The sequence below is a fragment of the Telluria sp. BA11 genome (assembly GCF_056680305.1).
The window spans coordinates 3,785,389-3,803,985 of the sequence record NZ_CM155275.1; the positions used below are offsets into that span (position 1 = coordinate 3,785,389).

General features: G+C 63.2%; 14 protein-coding genes. 10 read left to right on the forward strand and 4 right to left on the reverse strand.

What is annotated here, in order from left to right; genetic code table 11:
- Position 1 precedes the first annotated feature (1 nt).
- Genes AC1MGT_RS16705 through AC1MGT_RS16740 form a run of 8 tightly spaced genes read left to right on the forward strand, consistent with a single transcriptional unit; the run spans position 2 to position 10,596 of the window.
- Positions 2 to 1,123, forward strand: a complete 1,122-nt coding sequence (locus tag AC1MGT_RS16705; protein ID WP_499501117.1) for a polysaccharide deacetylase family protein — start codon at positions 2 to 4, stop codon at positions 1,121 to 1,123.
- A complete protein-coding gene (locus tag AC1MGT_RS16710; RefSeq protein ID WP_499501118.1) occupies positions 1,120 to 2,256 on the forward strand; it encodes a glycosyltransferase family 4 protein in 1,137 nt (378 codons plus the stop codon). Before AC1MGT_RS16705 ends, AC1MGT_RS16710 begins: the two co-directional genes overlap by 4 nt.
- The gene (gene asnB / locus AC1MGT_RS16715; RefSeq protein ID WP_499501119.1) at positions 2,256 to 4,301 is read left to right on the forward strand and encodes an asparagine synthase (glutamine-hydrolyzing); all 2,046 of its coding nucleotides are present in this window, start codon (positions 2,256 to 2,258) and stop codon (positions 4,299 to 4,301) included. Before AC1MGT_RS16710 ends, asnB begins: the two co-directional genes overlap by 1 nt.
- Before the next feature lie 40 nt (positions 4,302 to 4,341).
- Entirely contained in the window at positions 4,342 to 5,508 is a 1,167-nt protein-coding gene (locus tag AC1MGT_RS16720) for a glycosyltransferase family 4 protein (protein ID WP_499501120.1), read from the forward strand.
- A gap of 1 nt (position 5,509) precedes the next feature.
- A complete protein-coding gene (locus tag AC1MGT_RS16725) occupies positions 5,510 to 7,144 on the forward strand; it encodes a GNAT family N-acetyltransferase (RefSeq protein WP_499501121.1) in 1,635 nt (544 codons plus the stop codon).
- Positions 7,126 to 8,190: a GNAT family N-acetyltransferase gene (locus AC1MGT_RS16730; RefSeq protein ID WP_499501122.1), complete on the forward strand. Its 1,065-nt coding sequence runs from the start codon at positions 7,126 to 7,128 to the stop codon at positions 8,188 to 8,190. Before AC1MGT_RS16725 ends, AC1MGT_RS16730 begins: the two co-directional genes overlap by 19 nt.
- Positions 8,191 to 8,213: 23 nt before the next feature.
- Complete coding sequence (locus tag AC1MGT_RS16735; protein WP_499501123.1) at positions 8,214 to 9,425, forward strand: hypothetical protein; 1,212 nt, start codon at positions 8,214 to 8,216, stop codon at positions 9,423 to 9,425.
- Between the two features lie 22 nt (positions 9,426 to 9,447).
- The gene (locus AC1MGT_RS16740; protein ID WP_499501124.1) at positions 9,448 to 10,596 is read left to right on the forward strand and encodes a glycosyltransferase family 4 protein; all 1,149 of its coding nucleotides are present in this window, start codon (positions 9,448 to 9,450) and stop codon (positions 10,594 to 10,596) included.
- Between the two features lie 98 nt (positions 10,597 to 10,694).
- Here the strand turns inward: AC1MGT_RS16740 and AC1MGT_RS16745 are convergent, their stop codons facing one another.
- Positions 10,695 to 10,985 carry a hypothetical protein gene (locus AC1MGT_RS16745; RefSeq protein ID WP_499501125.1) on the reverse strand — a complete coding sequence of 97 codons (291 nt, stop codon included), beginning with the start codon at positions 10,983 to 10,985 and terminating at the stop codon, positions 10,695 to 10,697.
- 354 nt (positions 10,986 to 11,339) lie between these two features.
- Between AC1MGT_RS16745 and AC1MGT_RS16750 the strand changes: the two genes are divergently transcribed.
- Positions 11,340 to 13,298, forward strand: a complete 1,959-nt coding sequence (locus AC1MGT_RS16750) for a DUF4832 domain-containing protein (RefSeq protein WP_499501126.1) — start codon at positions 11,340 to 11,342, stop codon at positions 13,296 to 13,298.
- A gap of 81 nt (positions 13,299 to 13,379) precedes the next feature.
- Here the strand turns inward: AC1MGT_RS16750 and dnaK are convergent, their stop codons facing one another.
- From dnaK to AC1MGT_RS16765, 3 genes are all read right to left on the reverse strand, one after another.
- The gene (dnaK, locus tag AC1MGT_RS16755; RefSeq protein ID WP_499501127.1) at positions 13,380 to 15,260 is read right to left on the reverse strand and encodes a molecular chaperone DnaK; all 1,881 of its coding nucleotides are present in this window, start codon (positions 15,258 to 15,260) and stop codon (positions 13,380 to 13,382) included.
- A 37-nt stretch (positions 15,261 to 15,297) separates the two neighbouring features.
- Positions 15,298 to 16,719: a bifunctional enoyl-CoA hydratase/phosphate acetyltransferase gene (locus AC1MGT_RS16760; protein ID WP_499501128.1), complete on the reverse strand. Its 1,422-nt coding sequence runs from the start codon at positions 16,717 to 16,719 to the stop codon at positions 15,298 to 15,300.
- Positions 16,720 to 16,795: 76 nt separating this feature from the next.
- Positions 16,796 to 17,446, reverse strand: a complete 651-nt coding sequence (locus AC1MGT_RS16765; protein ID WP_499501129.1) for a BON domain-containing protein — start codon at positions 17,444 to 17,446, stop codon at positions 16,796 to 16,798.
- 274 nt (positions 17,447 to 17,720) lie between these two features.
- On the opposite strand from AC1MGT_RS16765, the gene AC1MGT_RS16770 reads away from it, so the two are divergent.
- Positions 17,721 to 18,560 carry an ABC transporter ATP-binding protein gene (locus AC1MGT_RS16770; protein ID WP_499501130.1) on the forward strand — a complete coding sequence of 280 codons (840 nt, stop codon included), beginning with the start codon at positions 17,721 to 17,723 and terminating at the stop codon, positions 18,558 to 18,560.
- Positions 18,561 to 18,597: the final 37 nt, after the last annotated feature.

The following is an 18,597-nucleotide window of genomic DNA, read 5'->3' on the forward strand; positions in this document are numbered from 1 at the left end:
CATGACCCAAGCGGCCCGGCCTGCATCACATCCCGCGTGCTTGCACGCACAAACGGTAGCGACGACGCACTCTTCGTACTCAATTATGGCTTTCGCAAAATTTGTCATTTCGCTCGATTTCGAGCTGTTCTGGGGCGTCGCCGATACGCAGACGATTGCTGGCTACGGGCGCAATGTGCTGGGCGAATGGCAGGCCGTGCCCCGTATGCTGGCCTTGTTCGCGCGCTACGGTGTGCGCGTGACCTGGGCAACGGTCGGGATGATCATGTGCCGCAACTACGATGACTGGCGCGCCACCCGGCCGGCGCTCTTGCCGGACTATGCACGCCGCGCGCTGTCACCGTATGGCATGGACCAGTTCGTACGCAGCTATCCGCGGCTGTTCTTTGCGCGGCCACTGGTCGAGCAAATCCTGGCGGCGCAGGGGCAAGAACTGGGGACACACACCTATGGGCATTTCTATTGCAATGAAGCGGGCGCATCTCCGGCGCAATTTGCGGCGGACCTGGCATGCGCGCAATCGGTGGCTGCCGGCATGGGTGCCAGCTTGCGTAGCGCGGTACTGCCACGCAATCAGATTGTCGCGGCTTTCCTTCCCATCCTGTCCAAGGCGGCGATTCAGGTTTATCGCGGCAATGCGCGGCACCCGTTATACCGCCATGGCGATGCAGTGGTTGGCGGCATTGCCGGTCGCGCAGCACGCTTTGCCGATGCCTGCCTGCCGCTGAGCGGCAAGCGCACCGTACGCCCGCAGTCGCATGGCGCACTGGTGAATGTGCCGGGGAGCCAGTTTCTCTACCCGTGGTCGCGGCGGCACCGTGCGTTGTTGCCCCTGCGCCTGCGTCGCCTGAAACAGGGGATGGCGCTGGCAGCGCGTGAGGGCAGTACATTTCATCTGTGGTGGCATCCGCACAATTTTGGCGTGAACCTGGATGAGAATCTGGCGCAGCTCGAAGTATTGCTGCGCCACTACCAGCGCCTGGCCGACACCCATGGCATGCAAAGCCATTGCATGGCCGACTTTGCCTCGACATCAGCATCGGCCTCCGCCTCCGCCTCTGCCTCTGCCTCCGCAACTGCCTTTACTTCGCCCGCCGTGCCGGGCACACGGGATCCGTCATGACGCGCCATGTCCTGCATGTCATCACCGGCCTGGCGGTGGGGGGCGCCGAGATGGCGCTGTACCGGCTCATCCTCGCGTTTCGCGATAGCCCGTACCGCCACACGGTCATTGCCCTCAGCCCAGGCGGCGGCATGTATTCGCGGTTTGTCGCGTCCGGCATCACGCTGATCGTGCTCGATGTGCGGCGCGCGCCCGTCAGCGACCTCGTGCGCCTGATCCGCCTGATGCGCACGATGCGTCCCGATATCGTCCAGACCTGGCTCTATCACGCCGATTTTCTCGGCGGCCTGGCAGCCCGGCTCGCCGGCAACCGCAATGTCATCTGGGGCGTTCGCACCACCGATGTCGACGGCGGCTGTGCGCGCAGCACAGCGCTCGTGCGCTATCTGTGCGCCTCGTTGTCGCGCTGGGTGCCGCACACCATTGTGTGCGTGGCCGAGGCGGCGCGCCGTTCCCATTCCCTGCTTGGCTACGATGCCAACCGTATGGTGGTCGTGGGCAATGGCTTCGATCTGTCGGCATTCACGCCTGGCCATGACGAGCGCGCAGCGCTGCGGGCACGCTGCGGCTTCGCGGTTGACGACATCGTGCTCGGTACGCTGGGGCGTTTCAACCTCGACAAGGACTATGCCAACTTCGTCAAGGCCGCCGGCCAACTTGCCAGCCGTTACCCGCGGCTGCGCTTCCTGATGATCGGCAAGAACCTGGATGCAGACAATGCCGAACTGTTGCGCTGGATCGCTGCCACGGGTTACATGGAGCGCTTCGTCTTGCTGGGCGAACGCGCCGATATTGCCATCTGTCTGTCCGCCATGGACATTTTTTGCCTGTCCTCGCGCACCGAGGCTTTTCCTAATGTAGTGGGCGAGGCGATGGCGATGGGGTTGCCGTGCGTGGCAACCGATGTTGGCGACGTCGCCGTCCTGATGGCGGACACGGGCGTGCTGGTGCCCCGGGCCAACGCCGACGCGCTCGCGCAGGGCGTGGCGGGACTGGTAGCGCTGGACCCCGCGCATCGCAGGCAAATGGGGCAGCAGGCCAGGGCGCGGATCGGCGCCGGCTTCACGATGGGGTGCGTGCGGGCGAGCTTCGAGCGCATTTATGAAGGCGTCATTGCGAGAGGGGAACTCTGATGTGCGGATTCACTGGATTTCTGGCTGCAGCGCCTTCACCGGCAACTGATCAAATCGGCTGGCTCAGGCGCATGACCGATGCGATCTACCATCGTGGCCCCGACGACGCCGGCTACTGGTCCGACGGCGAGCATGGCATCGCCCTTGGCCACCGGCGCCTGGCTATCATCGACCTGTCCCCGGCCGGTCAGCAACCGATGCGCTCCTGCTCGAACCGCTTCGTGCTTGTCTTCAACGGCGAAATCTATAACCACCTGGCCATGCGCAACGAGCTCGAGGCGAGTGCTGGTGTGTGCGGGTGGCGCGGTCGTTCCGATACCGAAACGCTGCTTGCCGGTTTCGATGCGTGGGGCATTGCGGCCACGGTCGAACGCGCCATCGGCATGTTCGCCTTTGCCGTCTGGGACCGGCAGACGGGCGTGCTGACGCTGGGGCGCGACCGGGTCGGCGAAAAGCCCCTGTATTACGGCTGGCAGGGCAGGGGAGACGATGCGGTATTCCTGTTCGGCTCCGAACTCAAGGCACTGCGCGCGCATCCGGCCTGTGCTGCCGATATCGATCGCGCGGCGCTGTGCCTGCAACTGCGGCACAGTTATGTGCCGGCGCCGCATTCGATCTATCGCGGCATCGCCAAGCTGCCGCCGGGCTGCCTGCTCACCGTCTCGGCGGGGCGCCCGGAACCGGTGCTGCACACGTATTGGTCGGCAGCACAGCAATACACGGCGGGCGCGGCCATGCCGTTTGCGGGCACGCCAGCGCAAGCCGTCGATGCGCTCGACACCTTGCTCAGGGCCGCCGTCGGCGCGCAGATGATGGCTGACGTCCCGCTGGGTGCGTTTCTGTCCGGCGGCGTTGACTCGTCGACGATCGTCGCGCTGATGCAGGCTTGTTCAACGCGGCCGGTGCAGACATTTTCAATCGGGTTTCACGAGCAGGGCTTCGACGAGGCGCCCCATGCAAAAGCCGTGGCCCGTCATCTCGGCACCGATCACACCGAGCTGTACGTGACAGCCGCGCAGGCACAGTCCGTGATTCCACGGCTGCCGTCGATGTACGACGAGCCGTTCTCCGACTCGTCCCAGATTCCCACGTTCCTGGTATCCCAGCTGGCGCGCCGGCACGTCACGGTGTCGCTGTCGGGCGACGCCGGTGACGAACTGTTTTGCGGCTACACCCGCTATGGTTTCGCCGCGCACCTGTGGAGGTCGATCAGCGCGGCGCCGTTGCCAGTACGCCGGCTCGCCGCACGGGGCATCACGCGGATGCCGGTGGCTTCCTGGAACCGGCTGGCGCGCACGCTGAGGCCGTGTCTGCCGCGCGCCATGCGCTTTGCCAACACGGGCGACAAGCTGCACAAAGGCGCGCGCATCATGGCCAGCGCGTCGCTCGACGCGGTGTACCTCGGCCTTGTGTCGCACTGGGACGATCCGGCCGCACTCGTGATCGGTGGCCATGAGCCACCTACCTTGCTGCGCGGCGCCGCGCCGGTGCTGGCCGGGCTCGGTGGTGTCGAACGCATGATGGCGCTCGACACGCTGACCTATTTGCCTGACGACATCCTGGTCAAGGTTGACCGGGCAGCCATGAGCGTGTCGCTGGAAACGCGGGTGCCGTTTCTGGATCACCGCGTGATCGAATTCGCCGCACGGTTGCCGCTGGCGCTGAAACTGCGCGACGGCGTGGGCAAGTGGGCGCTGCGGCAGGTGTTGTATCGCTACGTGCCGCAAGCACTCATCGAGCGGCCCAAGATGGGCTTTGGCGTGCCCATCGGCGACTGGCTGCGGGGCCCGCTGCGCGACTGGGCCGAAACCTTGCTGGCCGAGTCGCGGCTGCGCAGTGAAGGCTTCTTCGAGCCTGCGCTGCTGCGCACCCGCTGGCACGAGCACCTGGATGGCCGCCGCAACTGGCAATACCACTTGTGGGATGTCCTGATGTTCCAGTCGTGGCTCGAACAGCAGACCGGGCCGCGCCGTGAAGCGCATGACGCCGCGCTGCACTGCCCGGCGCCGCCGGCTGTCGCGGCCCCATGCCCACTGACGACATGACCCTCGTGCATCGCGTCCGATCTTCCTGAGGATGAACATCATGAACAAGAAAATCGTTATTTCGGTCAATACCGCCTGGAATATCCACAATTTTCGCTCCGGCCTGGTCAAGGCCCTGATCGCGCAAGGCTATGACGTCATGGTCATGGCGCCAGCCGATGCCTATGCGCACCGGCTGGCATCGCTCGGCTGTCGTTTCAAGACCGTTTCAATGGACAATAACGGCACCAGCCCCAGTCGCGACTTGTCGCTGCTCGTCAAGTATTGGCGAGTCTTGCAATCGGTGCGCCCGCTGGCCTACCTGGGCTACACGATCAAGCCGAACATCTATGGATCGATTGCCGCGCACCGGCTCGGTATTCCGGTCATCAACAATATCGCGGGTCTTGGCGCGACCTTCATCAACAACTCCCCCTTAACGTATCTCGTCAAACAGCTCTACCGCTGCTCGCTCAGGCATTCGAACCGGGTGTTCTTCCAGAATGCCGATGATTGCAAGCTGTTCGTCGACGCGGGCCTGGCGCGGCCCGACGTGGCCGAAGTCCTGCCTGGTTCCGGGATCGACTTGCAGCAATTCCAGCCGGATCCCGTGCAGCTACCCGCAGCGGAGGCGTTTTGTTTCTTGCTGGTGGCCAGGATGCTTCGCGACAAGGGTATTGAGGAATACGCCGCCGCAGCGCGCATCGTGCGTCAGCAATTGCCAGGGGTACGGTTCCAGCTGCTGGGGCCGGTCGATGCGCACAATCCGAACTCGATCCCGGTTGAGCGGATCGCGGGCTGGAAAACCAGCGGACTGATCGAGTACCTGAAAGAGACCGACGACGTCAGGCCCTACCTGGCGCGTGCCGATTGCGTCGTGTTGCCGTCGTACCGCGAGGGCGTGCCGCATACGTTGCTCGAGGCGGCGGCGATGGCACGTCCGATCATTGCCACGAATGTGGCCGGCTGCAAGGATATCGTGGAGCATCAGGCCAATGGCTTGCTATGCAATGTAAAAGATGCGGCCGACCTGGCCGACAAGATGATCCGGATGGTCGGCCTGACGCAGGCGCAGCGCCTGGCCATGGGCCAGGCGGGCAGGACCAAGGTCGTCGCGCAATTCGATGAAAACGTCGTGATTGCGCGCTACCTGAGCGCGCTGCGGCAGATCGAAGCCAATGGGCACGCACACGCCGTGCAGGGCCTCGAAACAACGGCGCAAGTCTGACATGGCGCTGCGCTTACTGACCGGCGACGCCGTACTGGCCCAGATCGGCGCGCAGACGTTCGTCACGGCGTGGCGGGCACTGCATGCTGCCTGCCCCTGGGCCACTGCCTGCCAGCATCCCGATTTTGTGTTGCCGTGGTACGGCTTGTACGCGGAGCTGTTCGTGCCCGTTGTCGTCCTGCAGGAAACCGACGACGGCGCGCTGGTCGGCCTGTTGCCGCTGGCTCTGAACGACAAGGGCCAGCGCCTCACCGGTGCCGGCGAATGCCATGCCGAATACCAGGGCTGGCTGCAGCCCCCGGATGCCGGCACATCGTTCATCACGGGAGCGCTGCGGGCCATCCGCGAACACCTTCCGCGCGCCGATCTCGCGTTGCGTTACTTGCCGGCCGGCACGCCGCTGTCCTGGCTCGATGCGTGGCGCGACGGTGCATCCGATGCACGACGGTGGGTGACGCTGCGGTCCGTGCGCCGGCCACTGATGCAGATCGACCCGGTCGCGATGCACCGGCAGCGCAACAAGAAAAATCACCGGCAAAATAGCAATCGCCTGGGCCGGCTGGGCGCAGTGCGGTTCGAGCAGGTCGTCGAGCATGCCCATTTCTTGCGGGTCATCGATGCCATTTGCGACCAGTACGACTTCAGGCAGGCGGCGCTGTATCGCGCGAGGCCGTTCACGCTCGACGCGGCAAAAAAGCGTTTTTACATCGCGCTGCACCGGCAAGGGCTGCTGCACGTCACGATCCTGACGGTGGACGGCGCCATTGCTGCATCCCACATCGGCCTCTTGAGCGCGGGCCGGGCCGTGCATCTCGGGATCAATACCTATCACCCGGCCACATCTGCCCACTCCCCAGGCAATTTGCTCCTGGCCATGCTGGGCGTGCATCTCGCGGCGCAGCAGATGCCGTTGCTCGACCTGGCGCCGGGCGGCGACGGGTACAAGGAGCATTTTGCGACGGCGCACGATCACGTCTCGACACTGACGATCCACCGCGATCTGCGCAGCTTCCTGCTGACGGCGGCGCGCCAGCGCCTGATCGATGCGGCCAGAGCACTGGCGAGCCGGGCCGGTTGGCGTCACCATGACGTACTCGCCATCGTGCATGGCATTCGGCCGCAGCGCTGGGCAAGTCTCGCCGCCGGGTGGCTGCGGCGCCGCGCACGCCCTGCAGTCGTCTCTCGCACCCTTCGATCCGCGTCTTTCTGCGGGGCCGCAGGGGCGCTGCTGCCATCCCGCGACAGCTTGCCTGACGTGCTGCAATTTGACGCCAACGATGCGGCATCGGGTTACTGCGAATTCTTGAACACCGTCATGAAGCGGATGGAACGATCCGACCATTTCTATAGCCTCGTCCATGGCGACCGGCTGGGCCTGTTTTGCTGGGCGAAAGGGGGGACGGGGGGCGCAGGCATGGTCCTGTCCGGTTTATACGTGCATCGGAAATGCATGCAGCCCGATCTGGTCGAGGCATTCATCGCAGGCGTCGTGCAGGACATCCGCCACCGCGATCCGCAATCGGCGATTCACTACCAGGGCAGCCTGAGCGCTGAACTGGACAACAACCTGGCGCGCTGTGGTTTCAGCCCGGCCAACCTGCAACAGGAGCAACCGGCATGCATGCAAGCGCATTGATCCCCCCGCCCGACAGCGTCACGTGTCACGTCGGGCAATTGCCCGCCGACGTCGAAGAAGCCCTGGTGACGACCTATGCGTCGCTGCATTCGTCACTGGCGTTTTTCAAGGTGTTCCGGTCGATCGAGAATGCCAGTTGCTATCTGGCTCACAGCGCCGGCGCGCCCAGCACTGTCTTGCTGTTTACGTTCAACGGTCGCCGGATCGACGTCATCAACGAAATGATCGAGGTCCCCCAGGCCGAGATGGCGCGCTTCGTGACATATGTTTTCGCGCATTTTCCGCAGATTGACGTCATCAGTTTCAAGGCCGTCAAGACTGCCGCCGGCGAACTCGGATTTCCGGTGCAACAGTACCCGGCCAAGGGCAGCTATGTCGTCACGCTGCCCGCTACGCCCGATGCCTACAAGGCGCGCATCGGCAAGTCCACGCGCGCCAGCATCAACCAGGGCATCAATGGCATCCGGCGCCACTTTCCGTCGTTCGAGTCGCGCTTTTTCGTCAACGACGATATCGACGAAGACCATATCCGGGCAATCGTCGCGTTGAGCGAACAAAAGATCAATGCCGGCGACGCCGTGTTTTTCTACGATGTGGCGCGTCTTGCCCGGTTGGCCAGGCTGTGCGGATTCGTGCACGTGATCCTGATCGACGGCCGCATCTGCGCCGGCTCCGTCAATTACCAGGTTGGCGCCAGCTTCTTCGGCGACGCCATGGGGTACGACCCCCAGTATGAAAAATTCGGGCTTGGCAAGTTGTGCGTCTTCCTGACGATCTGCGAAAGCATCGTGCGCGGCGGAACCCGGTTCTATCTGGGTGGCGGCGTGTTCGCTTTCAAGGAACGCTTGCTGGGCGTGCCGTTTTACATGGACGAAGTGCATCTCTATCGTTCGCCCATAAAACTGCTGCGCAACATCGATCATGCGATCGGCGCCACAATCGCTGCGGCCATGCGGTCGGTCAAGCAACGGCTGCACCAGCACAAGCGGGCGACCTGGGCGCGACTCGTGTTCAAGACGTTTTACCTGTTACAGCGCCGCAAGTGATGCTTTGCCAGCATGGTGACCAGATGAAGAGCCTGTCAACAAGGCGGCGCAACTTGCTGCTGCGTGGCGCCGCCTTGGGCGCGGCGGCGGCATTGTTGCCAGCACCGGTTGGCGATGCAACAGGAGGCCAGCCCAGGCGTACTCAGGTGGGCGGCATCAAGGCCGCCATGGTACCGCCAGCCATCGTCAGTCTGGCCGACTACGGCGGTTTGCCCGGGGCACGGACGGCAGCGCTGGTCGGGGCGTTTCGCCAGGCACTCGATGATCTGGCAGTGCAGGGCGGCGGCACGCTGCTGGTGCCGCGCGGCGTTTATGATTTTGGACGCTGCACCGACGCCGCCACGTTCGTCCTGTGCCGCAATGCGCGCGACATTGCCATCTCGGCGTACGGCGCCCTGTTTACGGTCACGACAGACGCCAACGTCATGCCCAACCTGTTTTACTTTTTCAATTTTCAAAACATCACGATTGCCGGCGCCAGCTTCGCCGATGCAGGATTCGACCCGCGGCCCGACTGGCGCGGCATGGTGTGCGTGGGCATCCAGGCGGACCGGCCGAGCCACGGCTTCACGCTGGTTGACTGCTACGCCGAACGGGTCGTGAGTCTGCTCTCGTCGCATAACAACGCCGCCACGCGGCGCTTGCTTTCCAACATTCGTGTACACGGCGAAGTGCGCTACGCGTATTACGGCGTCAACGCCAGTTTCATCAGGGAGAACGCCGATATCGACCTGGTATGTCACAACGTGCGGCGGGCCGTCATCGCGTCGGCGCTGCGCAATGCCGACATCCGGGTAATGGTGTCCAGTACCGCCCAGTGGCCCGGTAGCAATGGGCTCATCGCACTGATTTGCGGCGGCGCGAGCGTGGGCAATGTAAAAAACGTACGGATTGCGCTCGAGGCCTCGGGCGAGGGCAACTACGGCAGCCATGTGCACCTTTATCACCAGGGCGATGAACCGGACGGCGCGATCCGCAACATCGACGCCACGGTCCATGTCGCCCATGCTGCTCCCGCCACGACACTGTTTCTGTTTGACCACGAAACCCGTTTCGTCAAGGCGACCACGTCCCGGGTATGGGACCGTATCGCGCTGCACGGCACGATTGCCGGCGACTTCGACGGCCGCGTCGTCGCCAATCCATCGGCCAGCGCCACGCCCGGCACGGTCTGCCTGGATCGTCACCTGGCGCAGTACGCGCATTCCGGGCATATGCCGTTGGTGGTGCAATGAAACCTGGAGGCGACGGTCGACGATGCGATTACTGATCTACATTCACTCGCTGGAAAATGGCGGCGCCGAGCGGGTGGTCGCCAATCTGGCCAACCACTGGGCGTCGCTCGGCTGGGCCGTCACGGTGGTGACCGTTGCCCCGCAGGCGCGTGATTTTTACGTGCTCGATGCCGGCGTCGGGCGCCGCTGCCTTGATCTGGCTGGCCAGGGCGGCGGCTTGCTGGCCGGGTTCGTGCGCACGGCCCGGCGCGCGCGTGCGCTGCGCCGGGTGTTGCGCGAGGTGCAGCCCGCTGTGGCCTTGTCCGCCATGCACACGGCCAATGTCGTGCTGGCGCTGGCGGCGCGCGGGCTGTCTGGCGTGCGGACGGTCGGCTCCGAGCATAACTTCCCGCCCAAGGCGCCGATGGGCGTGATCTGGGAAACGTTGCGGCGTCATGCCTACGGCCACTTGCACGCGGTCGTCGCGCTGACGCACGAATGCGCGCACTGGCTGGAGCGCCATTCCCGTGCCCGGCGCATTCCCGTGATCCCGAACCCTGTCGTTTGGCCGTTGGCGCAGCATGCGCCGCATGTGAGTCCCGCGACCTCGTGCGCGCCCGGCCGCCAGATCCTGCTGGGGGTTGGCCGGCTTAGCGAAGAAAAAAACTTCACGACCCTGATTGCCATCTTTGCCCGGCTGGCAACCGCGCACCCGGACTGGGATCTCGTCATTCTGGGCGAGGGCGCGCAGCGTGCTGCACTGGCTGCGCAGGTGCAGGCCAGCGGGCTGGGGCAGCGCGTGTTCTTGCCCGGCAGTGTCGGCAATATGGGCGACTGGTACGCGCGGGCCAGTCTCTACGCCATGAGTTCGCATTTCGAGGGCTTCCCCAACACGCTGGTCGAAGCCATGGCGTACGGCTTGCCGGCAGTGAGCTTCAATTGCGACACCGGCCCCCGGGACATCATCCGCCACGGGATCGATGGTGTGCTGGTGGCGCCTGGCGACGTCGACGGCATGGCGTCGGCACTCGATACCCTGATGCGTGACGGGCGCGCGCGGGCAAGATTCGCACAGCGCGCCGTCGATGCACGGGAGCGGTTCTCGATGGGAAAAATATCGCACATGTGGGAAGCCATCTTCATGCCGTCAACGTGTACGCACGGCGTCGAGGTTGACGTTGTTGCAGAATGAACCAAGCATTGTCATCACGACCCACAAGCAGTAACCCCCGCCTGTTGTTTTACCAACCTCAACGTTTCTCTACCAGCCTCAAGCACGCGCAGGCTGCGTCACGCTTTTAAAAAATTCCCAATTTGCAATTGATTAGAACAATGTTGCAACGTTTCAATTTTCCCAAAGAAAAATATTTCGGGAACTAATTGAGCCGAAGCATCTCCAACGCCAGTGTTTGAATTTTTAAGAAGCATTTTTCTGACACACATCAGACGTTGGCGCTGAATTTCTGCTAGCCCACTACATCCATTTGGGCTGGCAGGAACCAAAAGCGGTGACTTTTTCTCAAAGAAATTATTTTTTATTTCTTGGAACCAATCGCTTTGAGGAAACTCAAACGGTTTCATGATTTTAGGAATGAGGAGATGCCATGATCGATAGCACATCGTTGTAGTCACAGCACGCCCAGCAGGGGATGTCTGTGTGCGCTTTCTCGCGTCATGTCATGGGAAGACCAATCAGTCTTCTCGTCGCCAGTTATCCACCATAGCGTTTTGCCGCGCTCCCCGCCGCTAGCTGATCGCCAGTCGATACAGCTAGTCCATTTCAGCAGGTCCTGCGGATATCCCTGCCACTCCGATGCGAGCGGCAGCGGGATCGTCACGCTCTTCGTCTGCGGATGCTTCCCGCCACTTGCGCTGCAAGCGGCGACTGGATCGTCACGGGCCGGTTGTTGGATTTTTATATAAAGCGATTATCAAATGTCACAGATTCATATCAATTCCGTTCCTTCCGTCCGTCGCCCAATCGGGCTCGCACTGCTGTGCGCCGGGCTTCTTTCCAGCCCGGTGCTGATGTCGGCTGCCGTCGCTGCGCCTGTGGCGCTGGCCTCAATCACGGCGGGCCCGACGACAGCCAGCAGCGACGGCACCAATCTCAGCATCCGCATTCGTTACGCCGGCACGCCGGCCTGGGTGCGCGTGTACATCGATAACGATGCCATCACCACGACCGGCTATGCATTCAACGGCGTCGGCGCCGGTTACATGATCGAGAATGGCCGCCTGTACCGCTACAGTGGCAGAAACGGCTCCTGGGCCTGGACCTTCGTCAAGACCGTGCCGTATGCATCGGCCAATAGCCTGGCGACGATGACGGTGACTCGTGCCGAGCTCGGCGGCGCGGACAACATCAGCCTCATTACCCAGACCGATCCACCAGCGCAACTCTCGCCGATCCTGCGCCTGTCGATCACCAAGACGACGCCGACGCCAACCCCAACCCCAACGCCAACGCCAACGCCAACGCCAACGCCAACGCCGACGCCGACGCCGACGCCGACGCCGACGCCAACGCCAACGCCAACGCCAACGCCAACGCCGACCCCGACACCAACGCCAACCCCAACGCCGACCCCAACGCCATCCCCGGGCACCACGGTGCCAGTGAACTACACCGCCAGCACGGCCGTCATCACCAACCCGGAGCGCGGCTTTTATCGCCACGTTGGCTGCGAGACGCCGCTGAGCCAGTCGCAACTGACGAGCTTCCGCACGTCGGGCGGTGAATCGCTGATGCTGTGCGTGTTCTATCTGCGCAGCTTCGTCAACGCACCGATCAGCCAGTCCACGCTCAATCTGTTCCAGCAACAGATGGATACGGTGCGCAAGGCTGGCCTGAAAGCCATCGTCCGCTTCGCCTACAACGACAACAACTCACCGGTGGATGCGACCCCGGCGATGGTCAACACCCACCTGACGCAGCTGGCACCGTACCTGACGGCCAACAAGGACATCATCGCCGTCGTGCAGGCCGGCCTGATCGGTGCGTGGGGCGAGTGGGGCAACACCAACAACTATGGCGACAGCTACAACATGACCGCCAAAAACATTGCTGACCGCAAATCTGTGGTCGACAAGCTGCTGCAAGTGGTGCCTGCTGAACGCATGGTGCAGTTGCGCATGCCGCTGTTCAAGACCAAGTTGTACACCCCAACCGCCTTGACCGCGAGCGAGGCCTACAACGGTTCGGCCAAGGCGCGCCTGGGCCACCACAACGATTGCTTCCTGTCCAATGCATCGGACTACGGCACCTACATCAATCCATCGGTGGAGTTCCCGTACCTGGCGGCGGAAACGAACTACGTCGCATCGGGCGGCGAGACCTGCAACTATGCGCCGCCACGCAGCGATTGCCCGACTGCCCTTGCCGAAATGGGTCGCTTCCACTGGTCGTACCTGAACCTGGACTACAACACGACGGTGCTGAACAACTGGAAAACGCAGGGTTGCTTCACCCAGGTCAAGCAAAAGCTGGGCTACCGCTTCGTGCTCAAGAGCGGTGCGTTCTCGCGCACGGCGAAACCGGGTGGCGGCTTCGTCGTCAACCTGCAGCTGCAGAACGAGGGCTGGTCGGCGCCATTCAACAGCCGCGACGTGGAACTCGTGTTCCGTAACACGGCGAGCGGAGCAACCCATCGCGTCAAGCTGGCAACCGACCCGCGCCATTGGCTGTCGAACCAGACCGTGACGATCAACCAGACCGTGGCGCTGCCGGCCAATATGGCGGCCGGTTCGTACTCGGTGCTGCTGAACCTGCCGGATCCACAGGCGTCGCTGCGCGATCGTCCCGAGTATGCGATCCAGCTGGCCAACAGCAACACGTGGGAAGCGTCGACCGGGTTCAACAATCTGCAGCATACGGTTGGCGTCGCGCCGTGAGCGTTGCAGCGACCTTGATGTAAAGGTACAGGCGTTGAAAAAGCCGGCTGGTTCACCCAGCCGGCCTTCAGATGCCCGTACTCAGCGATTGACTTCCGTGAATGCGGCGTCTTGCACATCGTCGGGGCCGGCCTGCGGTGGTGCCTGATCAGTGGCATGTTGTTCCAGACTGGCCACAGCGTCCTGCAATGCCTCGGCGCGTCCTTCGATCATCGTCCGGTCGCCGGCGTCGAGCGCCGCTTGCACCTCGCCGATCAGCGCTTCGACCTTGCGTACGGCATCAGCGTCAGCTGTCGCCGCCAGGCTACTGATCGTCTTGCGCGCGGCATGCAGTTGCGCTTCGCCCTTGTTGCGCGCTTCGGCCAGGAGCCGTAGCGCGTGGTCGGCCTCGGCGTGTTGCTCGGCGTCCAGCACCATGGCGCTGATCTCGCTTTCCGTCAGGCCTGAATTGGCCTTGATTTCGATGCGATTCTCCTTGCCGGTGGCCTTGTCCCTGGCGCCGACATGCAGGATGCCGTTGGCGTCGATATCGAAACTGACGTCGATCTGCGGCGTGCCGCGCGGTGCTGGCGCAATGCCTTCGAGGTTGAATTCGCCAAGGGCCTTGTTGCCTGCGGCAATCTCGCGCTCGCCCTGGAACACCTTGATCGTCACGGCCGCCTGGTCATCGTCGGCCGTTGAAAACACCTGGCTGAAGCGGGTTGGAATGGTGGTGTTCTTGGCGATCATCTTCGTCATCACGCCACCCATCGTCTCGATCCCGAGGGACAGCGGTGTGACGTCCAGCAACAGCACGTCCTTGCGCTCGCCGGACAGCACCGCACCCTGGATGGCTGCGCCGACGGCCACTGCTTCATCCGGATTGACGTCCTTGCGCGGCTCCTTGCCAAAGAATTCGCTGACTTTCTGCTGTACCTTCGGCATGCGGGTCATGCCACCGACCAGGATAATGTCGTCGATCTGGCCGACCGTCACGCCGGCATCCTTGATGGCGATCCGGCAGGGCGCGATCGTCGCTTCGATAAGGTCTTCCACCAGCGCTTCGAGCCGTGCCCGCGTCAGCGTCATCGACAGGTGCACCGGCGCGCCGTTGGCCATGGCGATATACGGTTCATTGAGGTCGGTCTGCTGCGTCGACGACAGCTCGATCTTGGCACGTTCGGCCGATGCCTTGATGCGCTGCAGAGCGATCGGGTCTTTTTTCAGATCGATTCCGTGCTGGCGTTTGAAGTCCCCGATGATATGGTCGATGATGCGCTGGTCAAAATCTTCGCCACCCAGGAAGGTATCGCCATTCGTCGACAGGACCTCGAATTGCTGATCGCCTTCCACGGCCGCGATGTCGATGATCGAGACGTCGAACGTGCCGCCGCCCAGGTCGTAGACGACGATCTTGCGGTCGCCTTTCTGGTTCTTGTCCAGGCCGAAGGCCAGTGCCGCGGCAGTCGGTTCATTGATGATGCGTTTGACGTCCAGCCCCGCAATGCGGCCCGCATCCTTGGTGGCCTGGCGCTGCGCATCGTTGAAATAGGCCGGCACGGTGATGACGGCATCGGTCACGGTCTCGCCCAGATAGTCTTCGGCGGTTTTTTTCATCTTGCGCAGGATCTCCGCCGAGATCTGCTGCGGTGCCAGCTTTTTGTCGAGCACAGCGATCCACGCATCGCCATTGTCCGCCTTGACGATGGTAAATGGCATCAGGCCGATGTCTTTCTGGACTTCTTTCTCGTCAAATTTTCGGCCGATCAGGCGCTTGACCGCAAACAGCGTGTTTCTCGGATTGGTCACGGCCTGCCGCTTGGCGGCCGCGCCAACCAGGATCTCGCCGTCGTTCTGATAGGCGATGATCGACGGCGTAGTGCGCGTGCCTTCTGCATTGTCGAGCACCTTGGGCTGGCCGTTTTCCATGATGGCCACGCAGGAGTTGGTCGTACCGAGATCGATGCCAATGATTTTGCTCATGACGCTATGCCTTTTCGTGAAAGTGCGAAGGGAGTGTTCAAGTGCTTGTGCGTTGTGCAGGCGCGGGTTGCTGACAGCCTTGCCGGCGGCGCGCCAGCAGCAGCGCGCTGGCGCACGCGCCCAGTTGCGCGAGCGTTGAATCTGCCCGGCTGACAAGAAGAATCGGCACGCGTGCACCGAGCACGATGCCGGCCATCTGGGCCTGGCCCAGAAACGCAAGCTGCCTGGCCAGCATGGCGCCTGCCTGGGCATCCGGCATCAGCAGGATGTCTGCGTGGCCGGCAACGGGCGAGACGATGCCTTTGACAAGGGCGGCCTGCGCCGAGACAGCGTCATCGAATGCCAGCGGACCGTCCACCAGCGCACCGGTGATCTGGTGCCGTTCTGCCATCTTGCACAGGGCTGCCGCATCGACGGTCGCCTGCATCGCGGCGATGACCGTTTCTGTGGCGCACAGAATTGCCACGCGTGGAATCTCGCTGCCCAGTGCGCGTACCAGGTCAACCGCGTTTTGCGCGATGTCGCGTTTGGCGTCGAGATCGGGGGCCAGGTTCATGATGGCGTCGGTGATGAACAGCGGGCGCGCATAGCCCGGCGCATCGATGATGTAGACATGGCTCGGGCGCTGTGCGCTGGCAAGCGGCGCCGATGCCGCCCGGATTGCGTGTATCAGGTCGGCGCTGCGCAGGGCGCTGCTCATGACGGCCTCGACCTGACCACTCGCCGCCATCGCCATTGCCGCGGCGATCGCAGCAGCGCTGTGCGCCGTATCGACAACCTCGATGCCGTCGAGATCGAACCGGCTATCGGTAGCAGCTGCATGAATCCGGTGCGCCGGTCCCACCAGCACCGGCGTGATCAGGCCCAGCATCGCCGCTTCACAGGCAGCTTTCAGCGTCGGCGGGTCGACCGGATGGATGACCGCCACGCGCAGCGGCGCCATGCCTGCCGTCAGTGCGATGAGTTTGCGGAAATTGTCGCCAACCCCTCTGTCTTCATGCGCGGAGAGCCGGAGGCGGCGATTCCCGATCTTTTCATGCGGTGCGATCACGGTGGCAGTGCCGGCGATGACGGTTTCGCTGCGCTGGTTGACCACGCTGCAGCGCAGGCGAACGCTCTGGTGGACCGGGTCGAGCGCTTCGACATGGACCGTGACGTCCACCTTGTCGCCCACTGCGACGGGCGCCAGAAAGTCGAGCGACTGGTGCAATAAAATGGTGCCCGCGCCGGGCAGTTGTCGGTCCAGTACGGTAGAAATCAGCGCGCCGCCCCACATGCCATGGGTGACGCTCTGCCGGTATTGCGCATTGGCGGGCGCGCTGGCGTCCGGCCCGGCCGGATCGACCTCGCCTGACAGCGTGGCGAGGCCGTCGAGGTCATGCTGGGTCAGGGTCCGGGTCAAGGTGGCCTTGTCGCCAGTCCGGATTTCCGCGAACGGATGGTTGCCGGGTTCGGGCATCAGAGGCCACCCTGTACTGGCTGGCGGCGCACCGGCATCCCTGCGCCGGCGCCGGTGATGTCGGTGCGATTGTCCATCAGGCGTAGACCATGCGATCGACGACGTTGTTGACGCCCTGGCCGCACCAGGCGGCATGGCAGGCCAGCTTGCGATCGGTCCAGTTCGACACAACGCCGCTGAGCGTCACCTCGGAACCATGCACGGCAACGTTGATCCGGGTGGCTTCCTGGTGGGCATGGCGCTTCAGTGACGCGTCGATCTGGTCCTTGATAACGGCCGTGGACACATGCGGCTTGATCGCAATCTGGTTCGTCACGCCCGTCACGCCCATCAGGTGCTGCACGCACTGGATAGCGGCGTCGCGCTGAAAGCGCCATGTGACTTCGCCGGACAGGGTCACATGCCCATTTTCCACCGTCACCTGGAGGTCCTTGTCGGGCACGGTGGTCGTCCAGAGCAGGGCGTTCTGCACCGTGCGTGCAATGTCCACATCGTCACGCCGGCTCGTGCCGGGCAAGTCGACTTCCAGGGCGACCGTCAGCGCCTGTACGCCACCGACCTGGCGCGCCACGCGCTCGGCATCCCATTTTTCAGCGAAGCTCGGGACGTGGCCGCTGAGCGTGACGATCCCGTCCTTGACCTCGACACCAATGTCGGCGGCATTGATGGAAGGATCCCAGTCGAGTTCGGCCAGGACATCTTGTTGTAATTGCAGATCGGTTTTCATGAATGGCTCTCGTTGTCTGTGAGTGAAACCACAGCTTGCGCGCAACATGCCGGCGACTCGGTGTGTCTTCGCGCTTAAGACCCTGGCGCCAGAACATGGCGATTGCGTGCCACCTGCGTGCCACCTGCTTGGCCGGTCACGTCAATGTGCGAAGACACACTGAGTCATCGCGGGAGGTGGCGCAGGATGCCTGGGGTCGGGCCTGGCGCCGCGCCCTGAACACCAATCCGGAGTTGCCATGATTCTCAAGACACGTGCTGACGCAGCCACCACAATGGTGGCCGATGCCGCTCCCATCCCTGGCGCCGCCGGCAACTTTGTCGAACTCGATGCGATTGATTTCTCGTTCGGCGAGCGCAAGGTCCTGTGCGGCCTGTCCCTCGCCATCTCTCGCGGCAAGGTGCTTGTTGTCATGGGTGGTTCGGGGTCCGGCAAGACCACCATCTTGCGCTTGATTGGTGGCATGCTGACGCCGCAGGCTGGGCGTGTCCTGATCAACGGCACCGTACTTGACACGGATGACACCGGACTGCTGTACGCCATGCGGCGCCAGATGGGCATGTTGTTCCAGCATAGCGCGTTATTCACCGATCTGACTGCCTTCGACAACATCGCATTCCCATTGCGGGAACAGACGAATCTGCCCGAAAGCATGATTCGCGATCTCGTGCTGATGAAACTGGAAGTGGTCGGCCTGCGCAATGCCGCTGGCCTCAAGCCGGGCGAGATGTCTGGCGGCATGGAGCGTCGGGTGGCGCTGGCGCGTGCAACGGCGCTTGATCCGCCCCTGGTGCTGTACGACGAACCGTTTGCCGGGCTCGACCCGATTGCAAAAGGTGTCATCGCCAGGCTGATCCGCACGCTGAACGACACGCTGGGATTGACGTCGATCATCGTGACGCAGGATGTGGAGGCTGCGCTGACACTGGCTGATGCGCTTTGTTTTCTGGCCGAAGGCAAGATTGTTGCGCATGGCACGCCAGCGCAGATCCGGGCATCCACGCAGCCGTATGTCGTGCGCTTTCTCAACGCAAGCGTGGATGAGCCGGTCGTGTTCGATGACCAGGGTAGTGCGCTGGCACAGGATTTCGGACTGGCGCCGTCACCGGCGTAGCCAGACGCACTTTGCCGTGTGCGAGACACGCTGAGGT